General features: G+C 67.6%; 11 protein-coding genes. 7 read left to right on the top strand and 4 right to left on the bottom strand.

Annotated elements, in window-relative coordinates:
• Positions 1 to 44: 44 nt before the first annotated feature.
• The 3 genes from ARTH_RS15745 to ARTH_RS15735 form a co-directional block, all read right to left on the bottom strand.
• Positions 45 to 10619 (bottom strand): non-ribosomal peptide synthetase, encoded by a 10575-nt coding sequence (locus ARTH_RS15745; RefSeq protein WP_011692928.1) that lies wholly within the window; start codon positions 10617 to 10619, stop codon positions 45 to 47.
• A gap of 168 nt (positions 10620 to 10787) precedes the next feature.
• A complete protein-coding gene (locus ARTH_RS15740; RefSeq protein ID WP_011692927.1) occupies positions 10788 to 11018 on the bottom strand; it encodes a hypothetical protein in 231 nt (76 codons plus the stop codon).
• A gap of 134 nt (positions 11019 to 11152) precedes the next feature.
• Positions 11153 to 12595 (bottom strand): PucR family transcriptional regulator, encoded by a 1443-nt coding sequence (locus ARTH_RS15735; RefSeq protein ID WP_011692926.1) that lies wholly within the window; start codon positions 12593 to 12595, stop codon positions 11153 to 11155.
• A gap of 167 nt (positions 12596 to 12762) precedes the next feature.
• On the opposite strand from ARTH_RS15735, the gene ARTH_RS15730 reads away from it, so the two are divergent.
• The 3 genes from ARTH_RS15730 (at position 12763) to ARTH_RS15720 (ending at position 16795) form a co-directional block, all read left to right on the top strand.
• Entirely contained in the window at positions 12763 to 14193 is a 1431-nt protein-coding gene (locus ARTH_RS15730; protein ID WP_011692925.1) for a gamma-aminobutyraldehyde dehydrogenase, read from the top strand.
• Between the two features lie 79 nt (positions 14194 to 14272).
• The gene (gene gabT / locus ARTH_RS15725) at positions 14273 to 15628 is read left to right on the top strand and encodes a 4-aminobutyrate--2-oxoglutarate transaminase (RefSeq protein ID WP_043430919.1); all 1356 of its coding nucleotides are present in this window, start codon (positions 14273 to 14275) and stop codon (positions 15626 to 15628) included.
• Positions 15629 to 15925: 297 nt separating this feature from the next.
• Entirely contained in the window at positions 15926 to 16795 is an 870-nt protein-coding gene (locus ARTH_RS15720) for a universal stress protein (protein WP_011692923.1), read from the top strand.
• Positions 16796 to 16838: 43 nt separating this feature from the next.
• On the opposite strand, the gene rarD is transcribed toward ARTH_RS15720, so the two are convergent.
• Positions 16839 to 17906, bottom strand: coding sequence for an EamA family transporter RarD (gene rarD, locus ARTH_RS15715; RefSeq protein WP_043429963.1), 1068 nt, complete (start codon positions 17904 to 17906; stop codon positions 16839 to 16841).
• 123 nt (positions 17907 to 18029) lie between these two features.
• On the opposite strand from rarD, the gene ARTH_RS15710 reads away from it, so the two are divergent.
• From ARTH_RS15710 to exaC, 4 genes are all read left to right on the top strand, one after another.
• Positions 18030 to 19040, top strand: a complete 1011-nt coding sequence (locus tag ARTH_RS15710) for a DNA topoisomerase IB (RefSeq protein ID WP_011692921.1) — start codon at positions 18030 to 18032, stop codon at positions 19038 to 19040.
• 68 nt (positions 19041 to 19108) lie between these two features.
• Positions 19109 to 20563 (top strand): FAD-dependent oxidoreductase, encoded by a 1455-nt coding sequence (locus ARTH_RS15705; protein ID WP_011692920.1) that lies wholly within the window; start codon positions 19109 to 19111, stop codon positions 20561 to 20563.
• A gap of 101 nt (positions 20564 to 20664) precedes the next feature.
• Entirely contained in the window at positions 20665 to 22065 is a 1401-nt protein-coding gene (locus ARTH_RS15700; RefSeq protein WP_011692919.1) for a GAF domain-containing protein, read from the top strand.
• 123 nt (positions 22066 to 22188) lie between these two features.
• On the top strand, positions 22189 to 23712 hold the full coding sequence (gene exaC / locus ARTH_RS15695) for an acetaldehyde dehydrogenase ExaC (protein ID WP_011692918.1): 1524 nt from the start codon (positions 22189 to 22191) through the stop codon (positions 23710 to 23712).
• Positions 23713 to 23714 lie beyond the last annotated feature (2 nt).

Genomic DNA, 23714 nt, shown 5'->3' with positions numbered 1-23714 from the left:
CTGGCGTTCGGAAGGCCTCTCTCGTGGATCGGAGGCATCACTGGTTATTCGGTGGAGACGTCCAGCCGGATTGCTATTTCGGGCACAATCACACTGAGAGCCGCGTCACTTAGCATCTGCGAGTGGCGCTCTTCCACGGCCACATCGGTGACCGCCCCGGTGATGAAGGGCTGCCAGGCATCGGTCCCCGGAGTCCCCTCCGGGACGTCCCGCGTGGCCCGGAAGAACAGCAGGTCGCCGTGGAACACCTCCGGTTCCTGGCCGCGGATCAGGCGGGCAAGGTCCGGGAAGTTCTCCACCATTGCATTCGCCGAATCCAGCGGAACGCTTCCCAGCGGATTGTGGTTCTCCCGGAGTATCTCCAGTGCGCGCACTCCGTCGAGGTTTGCGGCCTCTTCCGGCGTCAGCTCGAAGCCCTGCGCCGCGAGGTAGCTTGCCCACAGGGCAGGTCCGGTCCCGACGTCCGCATTATGTTCCTGGTTGCCAGGGAAGGCATCGAGGATGGCGAGGAAGGCCACCTCGTGGCCCAGCGCCTGAAGCCTGGTGGCCACCCGGTGGACCAAATGTCCGCCGAAGGACCAGCCCATCAGGTGGTACGGGCCTTCGGGCTGGACTGACCTCAGCCGGGCAATGTAGTCGTCCGCGAGTTCCGTCAGGGTGGATGCACCCACACGATGGGTCCGGCCGGGCTCCATTCCCGGCATCTGCAGCCCGATGAGGGGCCGTTCGGGATCCAGCCGGCCCAGCATGGAGGCATATCCCCAGCCAATGCCCGAAGCAGGGTGCACGGCGAAGAGCGGCGGCTTGGAGCCGGCCGTGCGCAGCGGCAACAGCTGCTTCAGGCTGTCCGCCGTGCTCTCCTCCCCGCCTTGCGCGGCTTCACGGAGAAGGCCCTCAACCGTCGGGGAACGGAACAGCGACTGCACCTGGAGCGAGGTCCCCAGCGCGGCGTTGATCCTGGCGATCAGCGGCTGGGCCAGGAAGGAATGCCCGCCCAGTTCGAAGAACGACTCGTCCACTCCGGCGCGGTCCAGGGACAGCACCTCGGCGAAGATCCGCGCCACCGTTTTTTCCTTCGGATTCCGCGGCGCCTTTCCTCCGCTGCGTTCGGTCCGGCCCGGGTCCGGCAGCGCGGACGCGTCCACCTTGCCGTGCTGGGTCAGCGGGATTTTGTCGAGGACGACGACGGCGGACGGCACCATGTAATCGGGCACGAGCCCGCGAACGTGCGTTCTGACGACGTCGGAGAGCTCAGCATCGGCCATGGCCGGACTGTTCGCGGGGACGACGTACGCGACGAGGCGGGTGCCGGCGTCGTTGACCGCTGCGCGAACCACCGCCTCCCGGACGCCTTTGGTGCTGCGCACCGCCCGCTCCACTTCACCCGGCTCCACCCGGAAGCCGCGGATCTTCAGCTGGTCGTCGTTGCGTCCGGCAAACACCAGCCTGCCGTCGGCATGCCGGTACACCACGTCGCCGGTGCGGTACATGCGTTCGCCGCGGCCGGCGAAGGGGTCGGCCACGAATCGTTCGGATGTCAGGTCCGGCCTGCCCCTGTAGCCTCGGGCCAGCTGGGGGCCGGCGACGTACAGTTCGCCCGCCGCGCCGGCCGTGACATGCTGCAACCTGGCGTCGAGGACGTATAGCCGGGTGGCCGCCGTAGGCTGTCCGAGCACAGGCGCGGATGTGTCTCCCACCCTTGCAAGCACCGTGTCCACCGTGGCCTCGGTGGGGCCGTAGAGATTCCACGCCTCAAGGCCCGGGTGAGCGGAAACGGTGCCCCACAGCCCGGCGTCGAACGCTTCTCCGCCCAGGGCGAGGCGGAACGGATCCGCAGCGGCAGCGCGCGCGTCCAGGAGCGCGGTGAAAGCGGGCTCGCCGAGCAGCTGGCGCAGGTAGCCGGGGGTGCTCTCCCAGACTGAGATTCCATGCTCGGCGAAGTAGGCGGCGAGCCGCTCGGAATCCCGGCGCGTTGCGTCGTCGATCAGGTGCAGCTCGTGGCCGTCCACCATCCAGAGGATCGGATCCCAGGATGCGTCGAAGCCCACCCCGGTGGTGTGGGCCACGCGCCGCGGGCCACCGGTGTCTGCCAGCAACGTGTGCCGGTGCGATGCAAGAAGCGACGCGAGGGCGCCATGGCTGATTTCGACACCCTTTGGCCGGCCCGTGGAGCCTGACGTGAACATCACGTATGCCAGGTCGCGGGGGCCGGGCCGGGCAAACACGGCTGCTGACGGTTCGTTGTCGGATCCCTTGGCCGCCTGCGGGGCGCCTGCGAGCTCCTCCAGCAGGACCAGCCGCGGACCGGCCCCGGGGAGTGATGCAATGATCTGCCGGACCCGCCCTGCCACGGCCCTGGTGGTGACGATCACCGGGGGAGCCGCGTCCTCGAAGATGGCGGCCACGCGGTCGTCCGGATATTCCGTGTCGATGGGGTTGTAGGCGGCGCCCGCGGCCATGACGCCGAACATGCTTTCAACAGTGCCCGGGGAGCGGGGGAGCATCACGGAAACCACATCCCCGCTGCCGACGCCCCCGGCTGTCAGGGCAGCGGCGATCCGTGAAGCGGAGGCGGCCAGCTCCGCAAACGTCAGGGTCTTCCCGTCCGCAGACACCGCGGTGGCGGCGGGCGTTGCAGCCACCGTCTGTGCCAGGGCGGACAAGATGCCTTCCGCCTGCTTGCCGGCGGTGACGGCGGGATTGGCGGTGGACGTCATCAGGGCGCGGGCCTCATGGTCCTCAAGCAGGGGCAGCAGCGACAAGGGCGTGTCGGGGGACGCGGCGGCGAGCCCGATGAACCGGCCGAAGCTGTGCACCATTCGCCGGACCGTCGCCTCGTCGAACATGGCCGCGTTGTAATCGAGGGTGCCGGCCAGGCCGTCTCCGGCGTCCGGCCTGAAGGTGAAGGAGAGATCGAACTTGGCCTCGCCCGAGGCCGTCTCCGGCACGGGCGTGACCACGACGCCTGGCAGCTGCGGAACCGCCGGCGCCTCGCTGTCCACGGTGAGCATTGTCTGGAACAGCGGATGGCGGCCCAGTTCGCGGTCCGGATTGACGGCCTCAACAAGCCGCTCGAAGGGTACGTCGTTGTCGAACGCAGCCAGGATGCTTTCCCGGGAGCGCGAGACCATGCTCCGCAGGCTCGGGTCTCCGTCCGCACCGACGCGCAGCGGCAGAGTGTTGACGAAGAAGCCCACCAGATCGTTCAGCGCCGGATCTGTCCGCCCCGCCGTGGGGGAACCAATGACCAGATCGTCACCGCAGCCCGTGCGGTGAAGGAAGGCGGCCAGGCCGGCGTGCAGGGCCATAAACTGGCTCGCATTGACCGACGCCGCCAGGCTGTTGAGCCCGTCCACGGCCGCGGGTTGCAGCCGGAATGACAGCTGGCCTCCGGGCTGGCGCGCTTCGCGGGGACGCCGGCGGTCCGCCGGGAGCAGGAGTTCCGCCGGAATGCCGGCCAGCGTGCGCCGCCAGTGCTCCACCTTGGGTGCCATGGCGGATGCTCCGAAACTGGCGTCCGGGCCGGCGGCAGCTCCTCGGTCCAGCTGCTGCCGCTGCCAGGCGCTGAAGTCCGCGTACTGCAGCGGCAGTGGAGCCAGCGGCGGACCGGAATGTCCGGCAAGGGCGGACTGGTAGGCAACCGACAGGTCCCGGACCAGCGGGGCCAAGGACGCGCCATCGCTTGCAATATGGTGCATCACCAGGTGGAGGACCCATTCGCCTGTTCCGGCCCCGCCGGCGCCGGCGGATCCGGTCCGGATAAGCCGTGCCCGCAGCGGAAGCTCGGACCGGACGTCGAAGCCGCGTTCGGCGTCCTGTCGCAGCAGGGCCGTGACCCCGGCCTCGGAATCCGAGTCGGTGATGTCAAGCAGCCCAACGGCCCGCGGATCGGTATCCGGTTCAAGGATCAGCTGCTCCGGCACGCCATCCGTGGCGGGGTAGAGGGTCCGCAATATCTCGTGCCGGCTGAACAGCATGCTGACAGCAGCAGCCAGGGCCCGTTCGTCCAACTCCCCGCCCAGGCGCGCGGCGAGGGAAATGTTGTAGTCGGAGGATCCCGGATCCAGCTGGTTGAGGAACCACATGCGCTGCTGGGCAAAGGAAAGTTCCAGCCGCTCAGGCCGGACCGCGGCCTCGCTGTCCAGCCACTCCGCCAGTGGTTGCGAGTCTCCTTCGTGGAAAGCGGGCGGGACGCCGTCAGTAGCCGTGACCGGACGCGTTATGACCGGGCCGTCCGCCATGCCGTTCCGCTGGCCGATGGCCGCCAGCAGGCCCCCGGGGGTGGGCCGGTCGAAGAGGGTCCGCAGCGGCAGTTCAGTGCCGAAGGCCTCACGGATCCGGCCCATGATGGTGATGGCCAGCAAGGAGTGCCCGCCGAGCACGAAGAAGTCGTCGCCCATCGTCACGTTGTCGGCACCCAGCACTTCGCCAAAGATTCCGCACATGGTGTGCTCGTCCGCCGTCGCCGGTGCGGCCCCCTGTCCGGTACCCGTGTCCGACGCCGGCGCAGGCAGCGCCTTCCGGTCCAGTTTGCCATGGGCCGTGAGCGGGATGGCGGGCACGTTCATGAACACGGCGGGCACCATGTAGTCCGGCAGTTTTTCACCGGCCACGCCGCGCAATTCCGCCGGGCTGGCCGCACCCGTGTAATAGGCAACCACGCGATGGGCGGGATCACCGTCGGCCACGGCCACGGCCCGGGACACGTCCGGGTGGGACGCCACGGCTGCCTCGATTTCGCCCAGTTCGATCCTGAAGCCTCGGACTTTGACCTGATCGTCGGTACGGGAGAGGAATTCCAACGACCCGTCCGCGGCTCTCCGGACCAGGTCGCCGGTGCGGTACATCCGGCTGCCGTCGGCAACGAAGGGGTTGGCCACGAATCGTGCGGCGGTCTCGCCGGGGCGCTGATCGTAGCCGCGAGCCTCGCCGGGCCCGGCGAGGTACAGCTCGCCTGGCACGCCGGCCGGAACCGGGGCCAGGAACTGGTCCAGCACGTAGGCGTCGGTGTTGCCGATGCCGCGGCCGATAGTGGGTGTTGCCCCGGTGATGCGGGCCGTCACGGAGTCCACCGTGAATTCGGTGGGGCCGTAGAAGTTGTACGCCTCCACGCCCGCTGTGGAGGCCAGCTGCTGCCACAGCTCCGGGCTGACCGCTTCACCGCCCAGGGCAAGAAGCAGGGGGTGTGCCCGCGGCGCATCCAGCAGGCCGCATTGCAGCAGCTGGGCTGCGTAGGAGGGAGTGGTTTCCAGTACGTCGATTCCGTGGGAAACGCAGTACCGGGCGAGGGCTTCGGCATCGCTGCGGATGTCGTCGCCCACCACATGCAGCTCGGCGCCGGCGATCATCCAGAGCATCGGATCCCACGCGGCGTCGAAGCCGAGCCCGGCGATGTGGGCCACCGCCACCGGTTCTGCACCGGACGCCGCCAATCGCGGGGCAAAGAGGGTCCGGTGGTGGTGGCCGAAGAGGTTGGCAAGGGCGCTGTGCGCCACGGCAACCCCCTTGGGCCGGCCGGTGGAACCGGAGGTGTAGAGCACGTAGGCGAGATCATCGGCGTCGGGGTACCGCCCGGCCAGCGTGGCATCCGGGACTCCCGCGCCGGCCTGCAGGAGGGCGTCGACGTCGAGAATCCGGGGGCCTTCCGCGCCTTTGCCGTGAAACTCAGCGGCGTGGTCCCCGGCAGCAGCAATGACGACGGCGGGTCCGCCGTCTTCGAGGATGATGCGGATCCGTGCAGCCGGATAGGAGAGATCGACGGGGAGGTACACGGCGCCGGCGGCCAGTACGGCCAGGGCGGCAGCAACGACGTCGGACGATCGCGGCAGGGCCACCGCCACCCGGTCTCCGGGCTCCACGCCGGACGCCACCAGGCCCTTGGCCAGTGACTTCACCCGTGAGTGCAGCTGGCTGAACGTGGCAGCCGGTCCGCAGCCGTCCGTGAGGGCCGGCGCGTCCGGTGTCCGTTCAAGGGTGTCCTGGAAGGCGTCCAGGACCGTATTCCACGGGGAGGCTGCCTGGACGCCGCGACTCTGCTCCATCACGCGTGCTAGCTGGCCGGGTGACTGGACCTGCAATCGGTCCAAGGTGATGCCGGGATTAGCGGCGAACTGCTCCGCAACCGCCCGGAAACCGGCCGCAAGCTGTTCGGCAGTGGCCCGGGCGAACAGCGCCGGGTTGTACGCGAGTGCACCCCGGATGCTGCAGTCGTGCGCTTCCTCAGCAAGGTCCAGCAGAAGGTCGAACTTCGCCCCGCCCGGCTCGTGGCTGGCGTCTGCGCTGGCCTCGAGGCCGTCCATGGACAACCCCGCAGGCGCATTGTTCTGCAGCGTGAGCATCACCTGGAACAGCGGGTGCCGGTGCTGGGATCTGGCGGGGTTGAGTTCTTCCACCACGCGTTCAAACGGTGCGTCCTGGTTGGCGTACGCGTGCAGGTTGGTGTACCTGACGCTTTCCACCAGCTCCGCCGCCGTGGGGTTCCCGGACGTGGTGGTCCGCAGCACCAGCGTGTTCACGAAGAAGCCCACGAGTTCGTTGAGCTGCGTGTCCGTCCGTCCGGCAACGGGGGTGCCCAGGGGAATGTCCTCGCCGGCGCCTGCCTTGGTGAGCAGTGCTGCCAGCGCTGCCTGCAGCACCATGAACAGGCTGGCATTGTGTTCCCGGGCCAGCTGGTTGAGCCGGTTTGCTGTTTCGGCTGACAGCGCTAGCGGAACCGACGAAGCCGGTTCGCCCGCGGGCTGCGCGCCGCGGGCGAAGTCGAAGGGAAGCCGGAGTTCCTCCGGTGCGCCTTTGAGCTCCCTGGCCCAGAATTCCAGCTGCCGGGAGATGGGGCTGTCCGGGTCTTCTTCGCTGCCAAGTTCGTCGCGCTGCCAGAGCGTGTAGTCGGCATACTGGACCGGGAGCGGCGGGAGCGGCGGGAGCGGCGGGAGCGGCGGGAGCAGGGCGCCGTGACCGGACACATGGCCGTTGTAGGCCACGGAGAGGCTTCGCGCCAACGGCGCCAGGGACCAGCCATCCGCGGCGATGTGGTGGAGCGTAATGGCCAGCACGTGATGGTCCGGGGCCAGCTGGAAGAGGACCGCCCGGATGGGCAGCTCCCGGGCCACGTCGAAGCCACGGCGGGTTTCGGCCGCCACGGCGTCGGCGAGTGCCCCGGCGGTGCACTGGACACCCAGCAGGTCCACTGGCCGCTCGCCGGCGGGAAGGACCTGCTGGACGGGTTCGCCGTCGGCAAGGGGGAAGAGCGTTCGGAGGGTTTCATGCTGGGCCGCAACATCGTTGATTGCCCGGTGGAGCGCGGAGACCTCCAGCCGGCCCTTCAGGTCGAGGACAACCGGGATGTTGTAGGCGCCGGACTCGGGATCGAAGCGGTTCAGGAACCACAGCCGGCGCTGGGCAAAGGACAGCGGCATTGCTGCGGGACGTTCCGTTGGCGTGAGCGGGTGGGCGTTGGCTGCTGCCAGTTCCAGCGTCTCCGCCAGTGAAGTGACCGTGGGATGCTCAAACACCGTGCGCAGCGCCGGCGCCACGCCTGCGGTATCACGCAGGTGGGCCACGAGCCTGGTGGCCAGCAAGGAGTGGCCGCCGAGTTCAAAGAAGTCGTCATCCAGCCCGACGGCGTCGAGTCCCAGAACTTCCTTGAAGGCGTCCGCCACGAGCCGCTCACGTTCGTTGCGGGGCGAGCTGACGGCTGTTTCCCGGGCCGGGGCCGGCAGGGCGCGGGTGTCCAGTTTGCCGTTGGGGGTCAGCGGTATGGCAGTGATCTGCACGATGGAGGCGGGCACCATGTAATCGGGAAGCTGCCTGCGGACCTGGCGCCGGAGTTCCGCCACGTCCAGTTCATCCTCCAGGCCGCCGGCCGGCGTGACGAAGCCCAGCAGCTGGTCGTAGCCCGCCCGGTTCTTGGACACAGTGACCGCAGCCTGATCAACGCCGGCTAGGCCGCGCAGGGCTTCCTCGATTTCGGCGAGCTCGATCCGGAATCCCCGGATCTTCACCTGCGCATCCATGCGGCCCCTAAACTCAAGGGTTCCGTCAGGGAGCCGCCGGACGACGTCGCCGGTGCGGTACATCCGGGAGCCGTCCGGCACGAAGGGGTCAGCCACGAAGCGTTCGGCGCTCAGGCCCGGCTGGTCAACGTAGCCGCGTGCCAGGTTGATGCCTGCCACATACAGCTCGCCGATGGCGTTCACGGGCACCGGGTTCAGGCCCGAGTCAAGGATGTAGTGGCGGCTGTTGGCCACAGAATCACCCAAAGTGGGTTCGGTGCCGGGTTCCATGACCGCGGTGAGTGAGTCCACGGTGGTCTCGGTGGGGCCGTAGAAGTTGTAGGCCACCACGCCGTTCTTTTCCGCCAGCGTGCTCCACAGCGACGCGTCCACGGCTTCGCCGCCAAGGGCCACCACCGTCGGGTGGGTCCCCTGGTCGAAGAGGCCGCCGGAAAGCAGCACCTTGGCGAAGGACGGGGTGGTTTCGATCGAGTCGATGCCGGTGGCCGACAGGTACCGGCTGAGGTCCTCCGGGTCGCGGCGGGTGAGGTTGTCCACCACATGGAGTTCATGGCCGGCGATGAGCCACAGGATGGGGTCCCACGAGGCGTCGAAGGACAAACCGGCGGTGTGCGAAACCTTCAGTTTCCGGCCTAGCCGCTGCTCCGCCGGCGCAAAGATGTTGTCCCGGTGGGAGGTGTAAAGGTTCAGGAGCGCAAGATGTCCCACGCCGACGCCCTTTGGCCGCCCGGTGGAGCCCGAAGTGAAGATGACGTAGGCAAGGTCGTGCTGCCCGGCCGAGGGCTCCGGCGCTGACGGGTCTTTGCCGTCGAGGCAGGACACCATCAGGGCCGAGTCCAGGACGGTGACCGGAACGCTGGTCTCCAGCTCTTCATGGCTCGCGGCGCTTCCCGTGAAGGCGGCCGAGGTCAGCAGGCGGACCGGCGATGCGTCCTCCAGCATCCCCTCAACACGTCCCGCGGGATAGTCGGGGTCCAGGGGGAGGTAGGCCGCGCCGGACTTGAGGACTGCAAGGAGCGCGACCGGAAGGAGCACGCTGCGGTCCAGCCGCACGGCCACGGTTTTGCCGGGGCCGGCCCCGTGCCCTTTCAGGAACCTGGCCAGCTGGTTGGAGCGACGCTCCAGCTCAGCGAAGGTCAGCTCGCCGTCGGGAGCCACGACGGCGGTCCGGTCTCCGGAGTTCCGGGCGTTGAGCTGGAACTCTTCCACGATCGTATGGCCTGGGAGGGCGGCGTCCCCGGCGTCGCCGGCCGCGAGGAGCAAGCGCTCCTCCTCGGCGGTGGTGACCGGCATCGACGCCATGGTCGCGTGGGGCAGGGTGGCCACGGCCCCGAGTATCCGAACGAAGCGGTCGAGGTGCTGTTCCAGCTGCGGCGCAGTGTAGAGCTCGGCATTGGCCTCGAACTGTACCGTCACTCCGCCTCCCTGGCCGAGGCCGTGAACGATGATGGAGAGGTCGTCGATGGGGCCGGTGGAGAGGATGTTCATGGTTCCGCGGGCGGGGCCAAAGGAAATGGCATCCAATGCCGGAAGAATGTTCACCGACGGGCCAACATAGCCGGACTGTGCCGCAAGGTTCTCGTAGCGGAATCGCTGGTGGATGAGTGCCCCGCGCAGTTTGGCGCCCATGGCGGTGATGGTTTCTCCGACGCTGGCGCCGGGCGCGATGCCCATCCGGATCGGAACGATGTTGGACAGCATGGACGGCGTCGATTTCGCCAGCTTGCCGCGCCGTGCGGTCACCGGCAGTGCCAGGGACACATCGCGCTCGCCGGTGATGCGGTGCACGTAGAGCGAGGCTGCGGTGAGTACCAGTGCCGGTGCCGAGGCAGCGGCAGCCTCCACCGCCGCAGCGGTTTCCCGGGGGAGGGCCCTGACGGCGCGAATCAGCGAGCGTGCGGTTCCTTGGGGCTGGCCGGCCAGGCCCGCCGGGACGGCAGCGCCACGCAACTGCTCTTCCCAGTAGCTGCGGTCGCCGTCTGCAGCCGGGGACCCGGCATACCCGCTCTCTGTGTCCACCAGCTCAGACAACGACCCGAAGATGGCGGGGGCGGTAGCCTCGCTGTCCCGACCGAGGAGGCTGTTGTACAGCTCTGCCACCCGCTTGAGGACCAGCACCGCGGAGTATCCGTCCAGCAGCAGGTGGTGGACACGCTGGTAGAAGAAGTGCTTGGTCTCCGAGAGTGTGATGAGCTCCGTGTGCAGCAGTTCGTCGGCCGCAACGTCCCTCGGCATGGCAAGGTCAGAGTCCATAAGTTCCCGGGCGGCGCTCGCGCCGCGGTTGCCGCCGGACCGGTTGCCGCCGTCGTTCGTCCCGCTCAAGTCGGTGACCACCAGGCCGGAACGGTTGGAGCGCGGATACTGGAAAGGGCCGGAAGAGTCCTCGCCGAATGCCACGTTGAGGGCGTCGGTTTCACTGACCGCGCACGCTACCGCCCTGGCCAGGACGTCCGCCTCCAACGGCCCTTCGATTTCGACGAACTGGCCGATCTGGTACATCGGATTCTGCGGCGCCAGTTTCTGCGCGTACCAGATGCCGCGCTGCGCCGCCGTCAGGTCCAGCCTTCCTTCAGCAGCGGATGACCGGGCATTCAAGGAGTTCGGGTTCATGTTCCTTCTCGGTGTCTCGAGGGGCCGCGCGACCGAATCAGGGCACGCCGATAGGACCCCGGCTGTGAGCACAGGCAGGGGGATTTTCAGGAGGGGTGGTGGAACGGGGTAAGGATGGCCGGGGGCAGGCCGGCAGTCGGGCCGCCCTACCCCCGCGTCAGGGGAAGGCTACTGGAACTGCCCGAATTGGAACGGGCCGGTCTGGCCGAACTGGAAGGGACTCGTCTCGCCGGTCTCCACGAGCGGACCGTCAACCAGCGGGCCGTTGATGAGGGTGCCCTCGACGAGGGGGCCGTCGATCAGCGCGGCCTGGGCCGGCATGGCAGCGAAGGTGAAGGCCGCAATGGCAAGGGCCGATCCTGCGGCGATCCGGGTTGAAGTCCTGAGGTTCTTGTTCACGTGTCATCTCCAGTTAGATAGCTGTCCAGTTTCCACGCGCCAAAAGGCGCCATGAAGCAATTCGGATCTAAACGGCCCCCGGATGGGGGCGTGCCGCCCGTCACAAGGTTCCGCTGCGGCGGGACCGGCGCTTCCTACCGCTGCTGGCGATGGTTCAGCCGCTGGACCGCGAGGGCCAGCCAGAGCTGCACCCGGTCCTGGGTCTGGGCGGGGTCGTAGCCGGTCAGTTCGGTGATCTGGGCCAGCCGGTACCGGACGGTGTTGCGGTGCAGCGTCAGCGCTTCGGCCACGGCGGCCACCGAGCCGTTGTTGTTCAGGTAGCTCTCCAGCGTGGTCATCAGCTCGGCTCCGTGCAGGGCGTCGAAGTTCCGAAGCGGGTTGAGGGACTCGTTCGCCATGTCCGCCAGCGGCACATCTTCGCTGGCCAGGAGCAGCGACGTCAGGCTGAGCCGTTCGGGCTCGTTGACGGGCAGGCCGTGGCTCGCCGCATCCCGGGCCTCGAAGTAGCTCCAGCGCAGCCCGTTGGGTTTGGTGTAGGCGCCGCCGATGCCGATCGTGGCATGGATGCCCGCCTCGGCAAGATGGTCGCTGAGGCTCCTGGCGAGCGCGCTGGCGCCGCTGCCGTCGTCCGTGACAACAACCACCAGGTCCTTCCCGACGACGGCAGTCACCCCGTGCTCGAGCGGCCGGGGCATCGAGGAACTCACCAGCTGCTTGGGGTGGGCTGCGGACTCGGCCAGCAGGACAACGTTCTTCCGGGTGCTGTTGACGCCGATGCCGGCGAGCCGCCGGGACGCCTCGCTGGCCTCCAACGTCCCGTGGATCACGTCCTCCAGGACCTGCCCTGACAGTGCCCGCTGCGCCTGCCGTTGCTTGACCATGTTGTTCAGTTCCACGCTGATCAGGTTCTGCGCGTACCCCACGATGCCGGTGTCCTCGAAAGGCTGCCGGACCCAAAGGGTGCACGCGTCACGCCGGCCGGTGGGGATGGGATAGGACGCCCACGTGTCCGCCGTGGGCGCGGGGTTGCCGGGCACGCTGTTGTAGAGCTGCGCCGTGAACTGGGTCAGCACAATGTCCGTGCGCAGCATGGAGCCCAGGTTCTTGAGGAGCTCGGCCAGGCCGCCGCCGGTGAGCAGGGCGCGGGCCAGGATCTGATGGCCCGCAATGAGCCGTTCCAGCTTGGCGTAGTGGTCCGCCGACTGGGCGTCCGCCACCAGCTTGGTGATCGCGATGAAGGGCGTCTCGTAGGGGACCTCCACGACGGGAAGGCCCCAGCGGTTGGCCTCGGCGATCAGTGCCGGCGGAACGGCCTCGTGCGTCAGCCCGACCCCGAAGCCGATCCCCACCGCGCCCGCCCGCTGCACCTGCCGCACGAAGCGGCGCTGCTCCGGGGCGGACTTCAGCCGCATGCCCGTGGTGAGCACCAGCTCGCCGCCGTTGAGGAAACGCTGCGGGTCCTCCTGCTCCGTGACGGCAACCCACTGGATGTCCTGGTGCCACGTGGTCTCGGCGAGGCCTGATTTCACGAGCTGGAGCGACTGGACGCCCAGCAGGGCGGCGAGGGAAATTGCCATGGAATCAGGATAGCCGCGTGCTGGGCAACCGCACTAAAGGATTCCGGGGATGGTGTGCAGGTGGCTATTCCCTGCCTACCTGCCCTGGCATAGGCTCATGAGCAGTCGCAATACTGCGCCGGTTGCAGAACCGGTTCCAGAAACCCGCATGAAAGAGGTTGAACACCGTGGTCCAAACCTTGCAGAACTTCATAAACGGCGAGTTCGTCACGCCCGCCGGCACCGGACTGCTGGACATCGTGAACCCCGCCAACGGTGAGGTGGTGGCGAAGTCGCCCATCTCCGTGCAGGCCGACGTCGACGCCGCCATGACGGCAGCCAGCGAGGCGTTCAAATCCTGGAAGCACGTCACCCCGGGCCAGAGGCAGCTGATGCTCCTCAAGCTTGCCGACGCCGTCGAGGCCAACAGCGACGAACTCGTTGAAGCCCAGCACCGCAACACCGGCCAGGTCCGCAGCCTCATCGCCTCCGAGGAAGTCGCCGCCGGGGCAGACCAGCTCCGCTTCTTCGCCGGCGCCGCCCGCATCATGGAGGGCAAGTCCGCCGGCGAGTACTTCGAAGGCCACACCTCCTACGTGCGCCGCGAACCCATCGGCGTCGTGGCCCAGGTTGCCCCCTGGAACTATCCGTTCCTGATGGCCATCTGGAAGATCGGCCCCGCGCTCGCCGCCGGCAACACCGTGGTGCTCAAGCCCTCGGACACCACGCCGGAATCCACCCTGGTCCTGGCCCGCCTGGCCGGTGGGATCTTCCCGGCAGGCGTCCTGAACGTCGTCCTCGGCACCGGCGAAACCGGCGCCATGATGGTGGAGCACAAGGTCCCCGGCCTCGTTTCCATCACCGGATCCGTCCGTGCGGGCATCGCAGTGGCTTCGGGAGCGGCCAAGGGCCTCAAGCGGGCGCACCTGGAGCTCGGCGGCAAAGCCCCGGCCATCGTCTTCAAGGATGCCGACATCAAGAAGAGTGCAGCGGCCATCGCCGAGTTCGCCTTCTTCAACGCGGGCCAGGACTGCACGGCCATCACCCGGGTGCTGGTCGAGGACTCAGTCCACGACGACGTCGTGGCAGCCATGGTGGAACACACCAAGACCCTGCACACCGGCTCGCAGAACGACGAAGACAACTACTTCGGCCCGCTGAACAACGTGAACCACTTCAACGCCGTGACGTCTGTGGTGGAGCACCTGCCGGAGAACTGCAAGATTGTCACCGGCGGCCACCGCGCGGGGGAGAAGGGCTTCTTCTTCGAACCCACCATCATCACCGGGGCCAAGCAGACCGATGACGTCGTCCAGAAAGAAACCTTCGGGCCCGTCATTACCGTCCAGAAGTTCAGCACCGAGGCGGAAGCCGTGGAGCTGGCCAACGACGTCGACTACGCCCTGGCCTCCAGCGTCTGGACCACGGACCACGGCACGGCCATGCGCGTCAGCCGCGACCTGGACTTCGGCGCGGTGTGGATCAACACCCACATCCTGCTGACCGCGGAAATGCCGCACGGCGGCTTCAAACAGTCCGGCTACGGCAAGGACCTCTCCATGTACGGCGTCGAGGACTACACGCGCATCAAGCACGTGATGAGCGCACTCGACGCGTAACCCGCACCCCCTGAACCCATCCCACCCGGTGGTCGAGCTAGTCGAGACCCGGACCGGCACCCACCAGAAAGGCATTCCCATGACTGCAACCGCCCCTGACATCACCTACCGTCTCGAGCAGAAGCGCCGCGTCCAGGCGGACTTCCCGGGCCCCAAGTCCGTCGCCCTGACCGAGCGCCGCAAGGCCGTCGTGGCTGCCGGCGTCGCCTCCAGCGTCCCCGTCTTTGTTTCCGACGCAGACGGCGGCATCATCCACGACGTCGACGGCAACTCCTTCATCGACCTCGGCTCCGGCATCGCCGTAACGAGCGTCGGTGCGTCCGATCCCGCCGTCGTCGGCGCCGTGAAGGAAGCCGTGGAGCACTTCACCCACACCTGCTTCATGGTTACCCCGTACGAGGGCTATGTGGCCGTCGCCGAGCAGCTGAACCGCCTCACCCCGGGCGACCACGAGAAGCGCACGGTGCTGTTCAACTCCGGCGCCGAGGCCGTGGAAAACGCCGTCAAGGTGGCCCGCCTGGCCACCGGCCGCGATGCCGTCGTCGCCTTTGACCACGCCTACCACGGGCGCACCAACCTGACCATGGCACTCACCGCTAAGGCCATGCCGTACAAGACCAACTTCGGCCCGTTTGCGCCCGAGGTCTACCGCATGCCGATGAGCTACCCGTTCCGCGAGGAAAACCCGGCGATCACCGGTGCCGAGGCCGCCAAGCGCGCCATCACCGCGATTGAGAAGCAGATCGGCGGCGAGCAGGTTGCTGCCATCATCATCGAACCGATCCAGGGCGAGGGCGGCTTCATTGTCCCGGCCGACGGCTTCCTTCCGGCACTGGCGGCCTGGGCCAAAGAGAAGGGCATCGTCTTCATTGCGGACGAGGTCCAGTCCGGCTTCTGCCGCACGGGCGAATGGTTCGCCGTCAACCACGAGGGTGTAGTCCCGGACATCATCACCATGGCCAAGGGCATCGCCGGCGGTATGCCGCTGTCCGCGATCACCGGCCGCGCCGACCTGCTCGACGCCGTCCACCCGGGCGGCCTCGGCGGTACCTACGGCGGCAACCCGGTTGCCTGCGCCGCGGCACTGGCGTCCATCGGCTCCATGGAAGAATACGACCTCAACGCCCGCGCCAAGCACATTGAAGAACTGGCCACCGGCCGGCTCCGCGAACTGCAGGGTGAAGTGTCCGTCATAGGCGACATCCGCGGCCGCGGCGCCATGCTGGCCATCGAGCTCGTCCAGGCCGGCTCCAAGGAACCGAACCCGGAACTGACCAAGGCCGTTGCCGCCGCCTGCCTCAAGGAGGGCGTCATCATCCTCACCTGCGGCACCTACGGCAACGTCATCCGGCTGCTGCCGCCGCTGGTCATCGGCGATGAGCTGCTGCTGGACGGCCTCGAGGTGCTGGCCGCCGCCATCAAGGCACACGCCTAACACCCCACCAAGACCCGGGACCCCACCAGGGCCCAACCACTGGGACTCCACCCGGGTGCCTGATCCGGGCACCCGGGCGCCAACCGAAGAGCCGCGGACCGACCGTCCGCGGCTCTTCCGTTTGTGCCGCCGGTGCGGGTGTCCATGGATTGTTTTTCGGGCCGAATGTCACCTCTGATTTGAGCCGCTGTGGGCTAGAGTCAGCAGTACCACTGCAGGAACGCAGACCGGCCGACGTCGCCCGGAAACCCCGAGCGAGGCTGGATTCTGCCCCAGACCCAAAAAGGGGTATCACCCATGCGATACGTAGTTGGCTACACACCAAACGAGCGCGGCGCCGATGCAGTTGCCCTGGCGTCCGCGTTGGCCAAGGCACAGGGCGCGCAGCTCGACCTCGTCTATGTGGTGGACAGGGGCCTGCACGTTGCGCACGAGGTGGCAAGCGGCCATGACCTCGCCCGCGAGAAGGCTGTGCAGGACGCGCAGCGCGAAGGGCTTGGCCTGGTCCCGGCCGACGTGCCCGTCGAATTCCACGTTCGCCACGCCGAGTCGTTCGCCGCGGGACTGATCGAGGCCGCGGTCGATATCGAAGCCGGACTCATCGTGGTGGGCGCGGCAAGCAACGGGCTGTTCAAACGCCACACCGTGGGCAGCGTGGCGAACGCGCTCCTGCACGCCTCGCCGGTGCCTGTGGCGCTGGCCCCGCGCGGGTACCGCCGGACCGAGGCCATATCCCGGCTGACACTCGCCGTCGGACAGCGGCCCGGGGCGGATGCCGCCATCGACGTCGCCATCGGATCCGCCGAGCGACGTGGCGTTCCGCTGCGCATGGTCTCCCTGGTGGAGCTGGACGCAGAAGGGGATCCGGGAGAAGTGGTCAACGCGGCCCACATCCACGCCAACACCGTGCTCACCGAAGCCTCGCGCAGGCTCCCCGAAGGACACAAGGTCACGGTGGAAGTGGCCCACGGCCGCACCATCGAGGAGTGCATCGACGACCTCGAGTGGGATGACGGGGAGATCCTGATCGTCGGCTCCTCGCGCCTGGCCGAGCGGAACAAGCTGTTCATCGGCAGCACGGCCAACAAAGTGCTCCGGGCGCTGCCGGTGCCCATGGTGGTTATTCCGCGCGAGTACGAGCGGGTGGACACCGCCATGGCTCCCTGACCCGGCCTGCTCACCACCCAGCTGAGCGGCCCAGTGGCGGGGCTTAGCTGCCCGTTCGCGCTCCGGCCAGGGCACGCTTCCGCGCCACGGAGTTCCGGCGGGTCGCTGCCAGCATGTCCACGGTCAACACCACCAGCGCAAGCCAGACCACACCGAAGCCGATCCAGCGGTCCAGGGTCATGGTTTCCCTGAACACCACCAGGGCAACGATGAACTGCAGCACCGGGGCAAAGTACTGCAGCAGCCCGATGGTGGTCATGGGCAGGCGGCGCGCGGAGGCTCCGAAGAACAGCAGCGGCACGGCCGTGATCACGCCCGAAGCAACCAGCAGCCAGAAGTGCCCGGGGCCCTGCGTCCCAAGCGTGTTGGTGCCGCTGACTGCCAGGTAGATCATCGTGGCGGCCGCCAAGGGAGTCAGCACCACGGTCTCCATCGTCAGGCTGGTGACGGCATCCGCCCTGGGCCCGATCCGTTTCTTCACGAACCCGTACAGCCCGAAGCTGAAGGCCAGCGTCAGCGCGATCCACGGGAGCTTGCCGTAGGAAATCGTCAGGACCACCACGGCAACAAAGCCGATTCCGACGGCGGCCCATTGGAGCGGACGCAGCGTTTCCTTCAGCACGAACACGCCCAGCAGGACTGAGACGAGCGGGTTGATGAAGTAACCCAGGGACGCCTCCACGGCCTGGCCGGTGGTCACGCCGTAGGTGTACGTCAGCCAGTTGACGGCGATAAGGGCCGCGGCGATGGACAACGGGCCGAGGACGGTCCGGTCCCGGAAGGCAGCCGCCAGGACACGCCATGAACGGGTGACCGTGATCAGCAGTGTGCAGAACACCAGCGACCACACCACCCGGTTGGCCACGATTTCCACCGCCCCGGCGGGCTGCAGGACGAAGAAGTACAGGGGCAGAAGCCCCCAGAGCCCGTAAGCGCCGATCCCGAAGAGGACACCCGCCGTCGTGTCCTTGTCCACCGCCTTAAGAACGACGCCCGGGCGGGGCGGCAGTCCGCCGGATGTGCCACCGGAATGCCCGCCGGGAGCGGGCGCACCCGTGGTGGTCAGGGCAGATGCTGGGGCGGTTCCGTCGGGTATAGGCACACGATCCATAACACCACCTCCGTGGACGGTATTCCGCCAACACGGTACAGATTCCCCGCACGCGGTGTCCCGGGGACTTGCGGTACTCAGTACGCTTACCACTATGAATTCGCATCCTGAGCGGGCCGCACGATGAGGCTCCGCCACAGCAACGCCTCGGGCAGGGGCTACCGGCGCCTGGCCGCGGGAACCGGCTTTACGTACCGCGACCTTGACGGTTCCACGCTTCCGCCGGGTCCCGTGCGGGAGCGGCTGGAAAGCATCGGCATCCCGCCGGCCTGGACCGATGTGTGGATCGCGCCCTACGACAACGGCCACATCCAGGCGACGGGGCTCGACGCCGTGGGCCGCCGGCAGTACATCTACCATCCGGCCTGGCGGGAAAAGAAGGACCGGCTCAAGTTCGACCGTGCCCTTCAGCTCGCCGAATCCCTGCCGACCGCACGCAGGCTGGTCACCCTGGACCTCCGGAGCGAGGGGTTCTCGCGCGAGCGTGTCCTGGCGGGTGCCTTCAGGATGCTGGACAGCGGTTCACTGCGGGTGGGATCGGAGCGGTACACCAACGAGAACGGCAGCCACGGCCTGGCCACCCTGCTGTGCGCCCACGTGAAGGTCAAGCAGGACAGCCTCCGGCTCAGTTTCCCCGCGAAGAGCGGCAAGACCTGGGATTCGGAGATCGACGACGCCGACCTCGCCGCCCTGGTCCGCTCGCTGAAGCGCCGCGGCGGGAACGCCAGGCTGCTGGCGTACAGGAACGGGCGCAGCTGGCACCCTGTAGGCAGCGCGGAAATCAACGAGTACGTCAAGGAACGCACGGGCGCGGACTTCACCGCCAAGGACTTCCGCACCCTCCGCGGCACCGTGGCGGCAGCCGTCAGCCTGGCCCGCACCGGGCCGCAGGCGACGGTGGCTGCGAAGAAGCGCGCCATCAGCCTTGCGATGCAGGACGCTGCCGCGGTGCTGGGGAACACGCCGTCGATCGCCCGGAAGAGCTACGTGGATCCGCGGCTGTTGGACCACTTTTCCGCGGGGGAGACCATCGACCCCCGCCGGACCGGTTCGGCGGAAGCGGAACTGCGCGCCATGCTGTACCGCGAAGGCGACGTCGTATCCATCAACAGCTCCCCGAAGAAAGCCGGCTGAGCAATTAGAATGGGGGAATTGTGCGCTAAGTGACCTGGCGCCGTCTCTCAGTTCCAGAAGGGCTCCCGGTGTCCAATTCGGCCGAAACCACTCCCAAACGTCCCCTCCGCGTCGCGATCGTCGGCGCCGGACCGGCCGGCGTCTATGCCGCGGACATCCTGACCAAGTCCAATGAAGTCAAAGACGGCGACTTCGAGGTCAGCATCGACCTCTTCGAGGCCTATCCCGCCCCGTACGGCCTGATCCGCTACGGCGTGGCCCCGGACCACCCGCGCATCAAGGGCATCGTCAACGCCCTGCACAAGGTCCTGGACCGCGGCGACATCCGCTTCCTCGGCAATGTGACGTACGGCCGCGACCTGAAACTCCACGATTTCCGCGCCTTCTATGATGCCGTGATCTTCTCCACGGGAGCCATCAAGGACGCCGACCTCAACGTTCCCGGCGTCGAGCTTGAAGGCTCCTTCGGCGGCGCGGACTTCGTCTCCTGGTACGACGGCCACCCCGACGTGCCGCGCGAATGGCCGCTGGATGCCAAGGAAATCGCCGTGATCGGCAACGGCAACGTGGCCCTGGACGTGGCCCGCATGCTGGTCAAGCACGCCGACGAGCTGCTGTCCACGGAAATCCCGGACAACGTCTACCAGGCGCTGAAGAAGTCCCCGGTTACCGACGTCCACGTCTTCGGCCGCCGCGGCCCCGCCCAGGTGAAGTTCACCCCGCTGGAACTGCGCGAACTGAGCCATGCCAAGGACGTTGACATTGTGCTCTACCCGGAGGACTTCGAGTTCGACGAAGCCTCCGAGGAAGCCATCCGGACCAACAACCAGACCAAGACCATGGTCAATACGATGACCAACTGGCTGGTCGAGGAGCACACCGAGGCCGAGGTGCCTTCCTCCCGCCGGCTCCACCTGCACTTCCTGCACAGCCCGGTGGAGATTTACGACGCCGCGGGCAACTCCGCGGGCACGGGCAAGGTTGCGGGCATCAAGTTTGAACGGATGCAGCTGGACGGCACGGGCAACGTCAAAGGCACCGGGGAGTACATTGACTACCCCGTCCAGGCTGTCTACCGGGCCATCGGGTACCACGGTTCCCCGCTGGATGAACTGGAATACGACGCCAAGGCAGGTGTGATCCCCAACGAGGGCGGCCGCGTGCTGGATGAAGCGGGGAACCCCGTCCCGGGGATCTATGCCACCGGCTGGATCAAGCGCGGGCCGGTGGGCCTGATCGGGCACACGAAGGGGGATGCCCTGGAGACCATAGGCTGCCTGCTCGAAGACCGGCTGACCCTGCCGCCCGCGCAGAACCCGGACCCGCACGCCATCATCGCCCTGCTCGAGGAGCGCGGCGTGGAGTACACCACCTGGGAAGGCTGGAACAGGCTCGACGCGCACGAAGCAGCCCTCGGGAAGGCGTGGACCGAAGCGGAAGCGGACACCGGCGTCGTGCGTGAACGCATCAAGGTTGTGCCGCGTGAAGAAATGATCCGCATTTCCCGCAGCGCCGAAGACTAATTCCTGTGGCGGCGGGGCCGGGCGGGAACTAGACTGTCCGGACCAAGCCACTTCGGCATGCCGTCACGCCTGGCACACTGTTGTGCAGGCAGGGGAGTCCAATGAGGAAGATCATGCAGCCGGCTGTCGCGGGCACCGCAGACAGGTACGACGCTGCGGCTCTGCTCCAGCGCGATGCCCTGGCAGGCCACGAGCTGCTGGCCGGACCGGGACCGCTGGGTGCGGGCAGCGCGGGCGGCCCTGCGGGTGTGCGCGTGCCCGGACTGCGCAGCCTGGTGGAGGAATCCTGGCAGCGGTCCGTCCAGTTCCGGGCGAACCCGGACAACCCCGAGGCGCCCCTGGCACTGGACCAGGAAGAGCTCGAGGAATACCGCAGGCAGCACCCCCTGGCCACCATCATGCCCGTCATCCATAAACTCCTGGTCCTCCCCAGCCACGACAGCGGCCTGCTGGTTGCCGTGGGCGACGAAGTGGGCCGGCTCCTGTGGGTGGAGGGCGACGCCGTGATGCAGCGCCGGGCAGAGGGCATGATGTTCGTGGCCGGCGCTGACTGGTCCGAGGCCAGTGTGGGCACCAGTGCCCCGGGCACCGCCCTGGCCGTGGGCCGCAGCATCCAGATTGCCGGCGCCGAACACTACAAGCGTTCCGTCCACCCGTGGAGTTGCACGGCAGTGCCGTTCCACGACCCCGATTCCGGCGCCCTGCTGGGTGTTGTGGACATCACCGGCACCGAGTCAGCCGTCGCGCCCCACACGCTGTCATTAGTCGAGGCAACCGTTGCGGCGGCCCAGGCCCAGTTGCGCGTGGAGCGGCTCCAGCTGGCGGCGGCGCGCCAGGCAGCGCCGGCACGACGGCGGACCCAGGCTTCGGCGGCACGGACCGCATCCGCTGCGGAAGGCAGCCTTTACCGCAACAGCCTCCAGCTCCTGGGCCGCGACCAGGCCCTGCTCAGCATCGAGGGCCGCACCGTGGCGCTTTCGGCCCGGCACAGCGAAATCCTGGCACTCCTCAGCGTCCATCCGGACGGGCTCAGCGCGGAGGAACTCTGCACCCTGCTCTACCCGGGGGACGGCTCTTCCATGACGCTGCGCCCCGAGATGGTGCGGCTGCGCAAGGTCCTGCAACAGCTCAGCCCGGAAGCCGTCCCCGGCTCGCGCCCGTACCGGCTGCCCATGGACCTCATGCCCGATTCCAGCCAGGTCCTGAACTGCCTGCAGCGCGGGGCGCACCGCATCGCCTTGGAGATCTACCGCGGCGCTGTGCTGCCGCGGTCCGAAGCTCCGGGCATCGTGGAACTCCGGGACCGCGTTTCCTCGCTGCTGCGCGAAGCGGTGTTGACCGACGGCAGCGCTGATGCGCTGCTGAAGTACGCGGAACTCCCGGAAGCAAAGGACGACGTCGGCGTCCGCCTCGCCGCGCTGAAGCTCCTGCCGCCGCGCTCACCCAAGCGGGCCGCTGTCGTCGCCGATCTCGAACGGCTGGAAACGGAACTCAGCGCCTGACCCGCCAACGTGAGCTGCGTCACTCGGGTTGCAACCTGACTGCAACCTCCCTGCTCCTACGCTGAATGCAACGGCGGCCGCCAGCACAGGCCGCTCATCATCTGCACAGCAAAGGAGCTAGCAATGACTGTCTACGCACAGCCCGGTACCGAAGGTTCGAAGGTTACGTTCAAGGACCGCTACGAGAACTGGATCGGCGGCGAATGGGTGGCTCCCGTCAAGGGCCAGTACTTCGAGAACATCACCCCGGTCACCGGCAAGGCATTCTGCGAGGTGGCCCGCGGCACGGCCGAAGACATCGAGCTGGCCCTGGACGCCGCGCACAAGATCGCACCCTCGTGGGGCAAGACCTCCGTTGCCGAGCGCGCAGCCATCCTGAACAAGATCGCCGACCGCATCGACGAGAACCTCGAGATGCTCGCCGTGGCCGAGTCCTGGGACAACGGCAAGCCGATCCGCGAAACCCTCAACGCGGACATTCCGCTGGCTGCCGACCACTTCCGCTACTTCGCCTCCGCGGTCCGCGCCCAGGAAGGCCGCCTGTCACAGCTTGACGATGACACCACGGCCTACCACTACCACGAGCCGCTCGGCGTCGTGGGCCAGATCATTCCGTGGAACTTCCCCATCCTCATGGCCGTCTGGAAGCTCGCCCCGGCCCTGGCCGCCGGCAACGCCGTGGTCCTCAAGCCGGCCGAGCAGACGCCGTCGTCCATCCTGGTCCTGATGGAGCTCATCGGCGACATCCTTCCCGCCGGTGTCATCAACGTGGTCAACGGCTTCGGCGTCGAAGCCGGCAAGCCGCTGGCCTCCAGCCCCCGGATCCGCAAGATCGCGTTCACCGGTGAAACCACCACCGGCCGCCTGATCAGCCAGTACGCCAGCCAGAACCTGATCCCGGTCACCCTCGAGCTGGGCGGCAAGAGCCCGAACATCTTCTTCAACGACGTTGCCGACAAGGACGACGCGTTCTACGACAAGGCGCAGGAGGGCTTCGCGCTGTTTGCGTTCAACCAGGGCGAAGTCTGCACCTGCCCGTCCCGCGCCCTGGTCCAGGAGGACATCTACGACTCCTTCATGGCCGATGCCGTGGCGCGCGTGGAGAAGATGATCCAGGGCAACCCGCTGGACACCGAAACCCAGGTGGGCGCCCAGGCCTCCAATGACCAGCTCGAGAAGATCCTCTCCTACATCGACATCGGAAAGCAGGAGGGTGCCAAGGTGCTCACCGGCGGCGCCCGCGCCGAGCTTCCCGGCGACCTGGCCGGCGGCTTCTACGTCCAGCCCACCGTCTTCGAAGGCCACAACAAGATGCGGATCTTCCAGGAGGAGATCTTCGGTCCGGTGGTGTCCGTGACGCGCTTCAGCGACTACAACGACGCCATGGGCATCGCCAACGACACCCTCTACGGCCTCGGCGCCGGCGTCTGGTCCCGCAACGGCAACGTGGCGTACCGCGCCGGGCGTGAAATCCAGGCGGGCCGTGTCTGGGTCAACAACTACCACGCCTACCCGGCCGGTGCCGCGTTCGGCGGCTACAAGTCCTCCGGCATCGGACGTGAGAACCACTCCATGATGCTGGACCACTACCAGCAGACCAAGAACCTCCTGGTCAGCTACAACGAAAACAAACTCGGCTTCTTCTAAGC

The sequence above is a fragment of the Arthrobacter sp. FB24 genome, from assembly GCF_000196235.1.
In the GTDB taxonomy this organism is placed as follows: domain Bacteria; phylum Actinomycetota; class Actinomycetes; order Actinomycetales; family Micrococcaceae; genus Arthrobacter.
The sequence above is the reverse complement of the archived record's forward strand: the minus strand, read 5'-3'. Positions and strand labels throughout refer to the sequence as shown.

Bases quoted from the DNA above. Each gene is read 5' to 3' on its own strand.
- ARTH_RS15745 (WP_011692928.1), bottom strand. From the start codon at position 10,619: ATGAACCCGAACTCCTTGAATGCCCGGTCATCCGCTGCTGAAGGAAGG.
- ARTH_RS15735 (WP_011692926.1), bottom strand. From the start codon at position 12,595: ATGGCAATTTCCCTCGCCGCCCTGCTGGGCGTCCAGTCGCTCCAGCTC.
- gabT (WP_043430919.1), top strand. From the start codon at position 14,273: ATGACTGCAACCGCCCCTGACATCACCTACCGTCTCGAGCAGAAGCGC.
- ARTH_RS15720 (WP_011692923.1), top strand. From the start codon at position 15,926: ATGCGATACGTAGTTGGCTACACACCAAACGAGCGCGGCGCCGATGCA.
- rarD (WP_043429963.1), bottom strand. From the start codon at position 17,906: ATGGATCGTGTGCCTATACCCGACGGAACCGCCCCAGCATCTGCCCTG.
- ARTH_RS15710 (WP_011692921.1), top strand. From the start codon at position 18,030: ATGAGGCTCCGCCACAGCAACGCCTCGGGCAGGGGCTACCGGCGCCTG.
- ARTH_RS15700 (WP_011692919.1), top strand. From the start codon at position 20,665: ATGAGGAAGATCATGCAGCCGGCTGTCGCGGGCACCGCAGACAGGTAC.
- exaC (WP_011692918.1), top strand. From the start codon at position 22,189: ATGACTGTCTACGCACAGCCCGGTACCGAAGGTTCGAAGGTTACGTTC.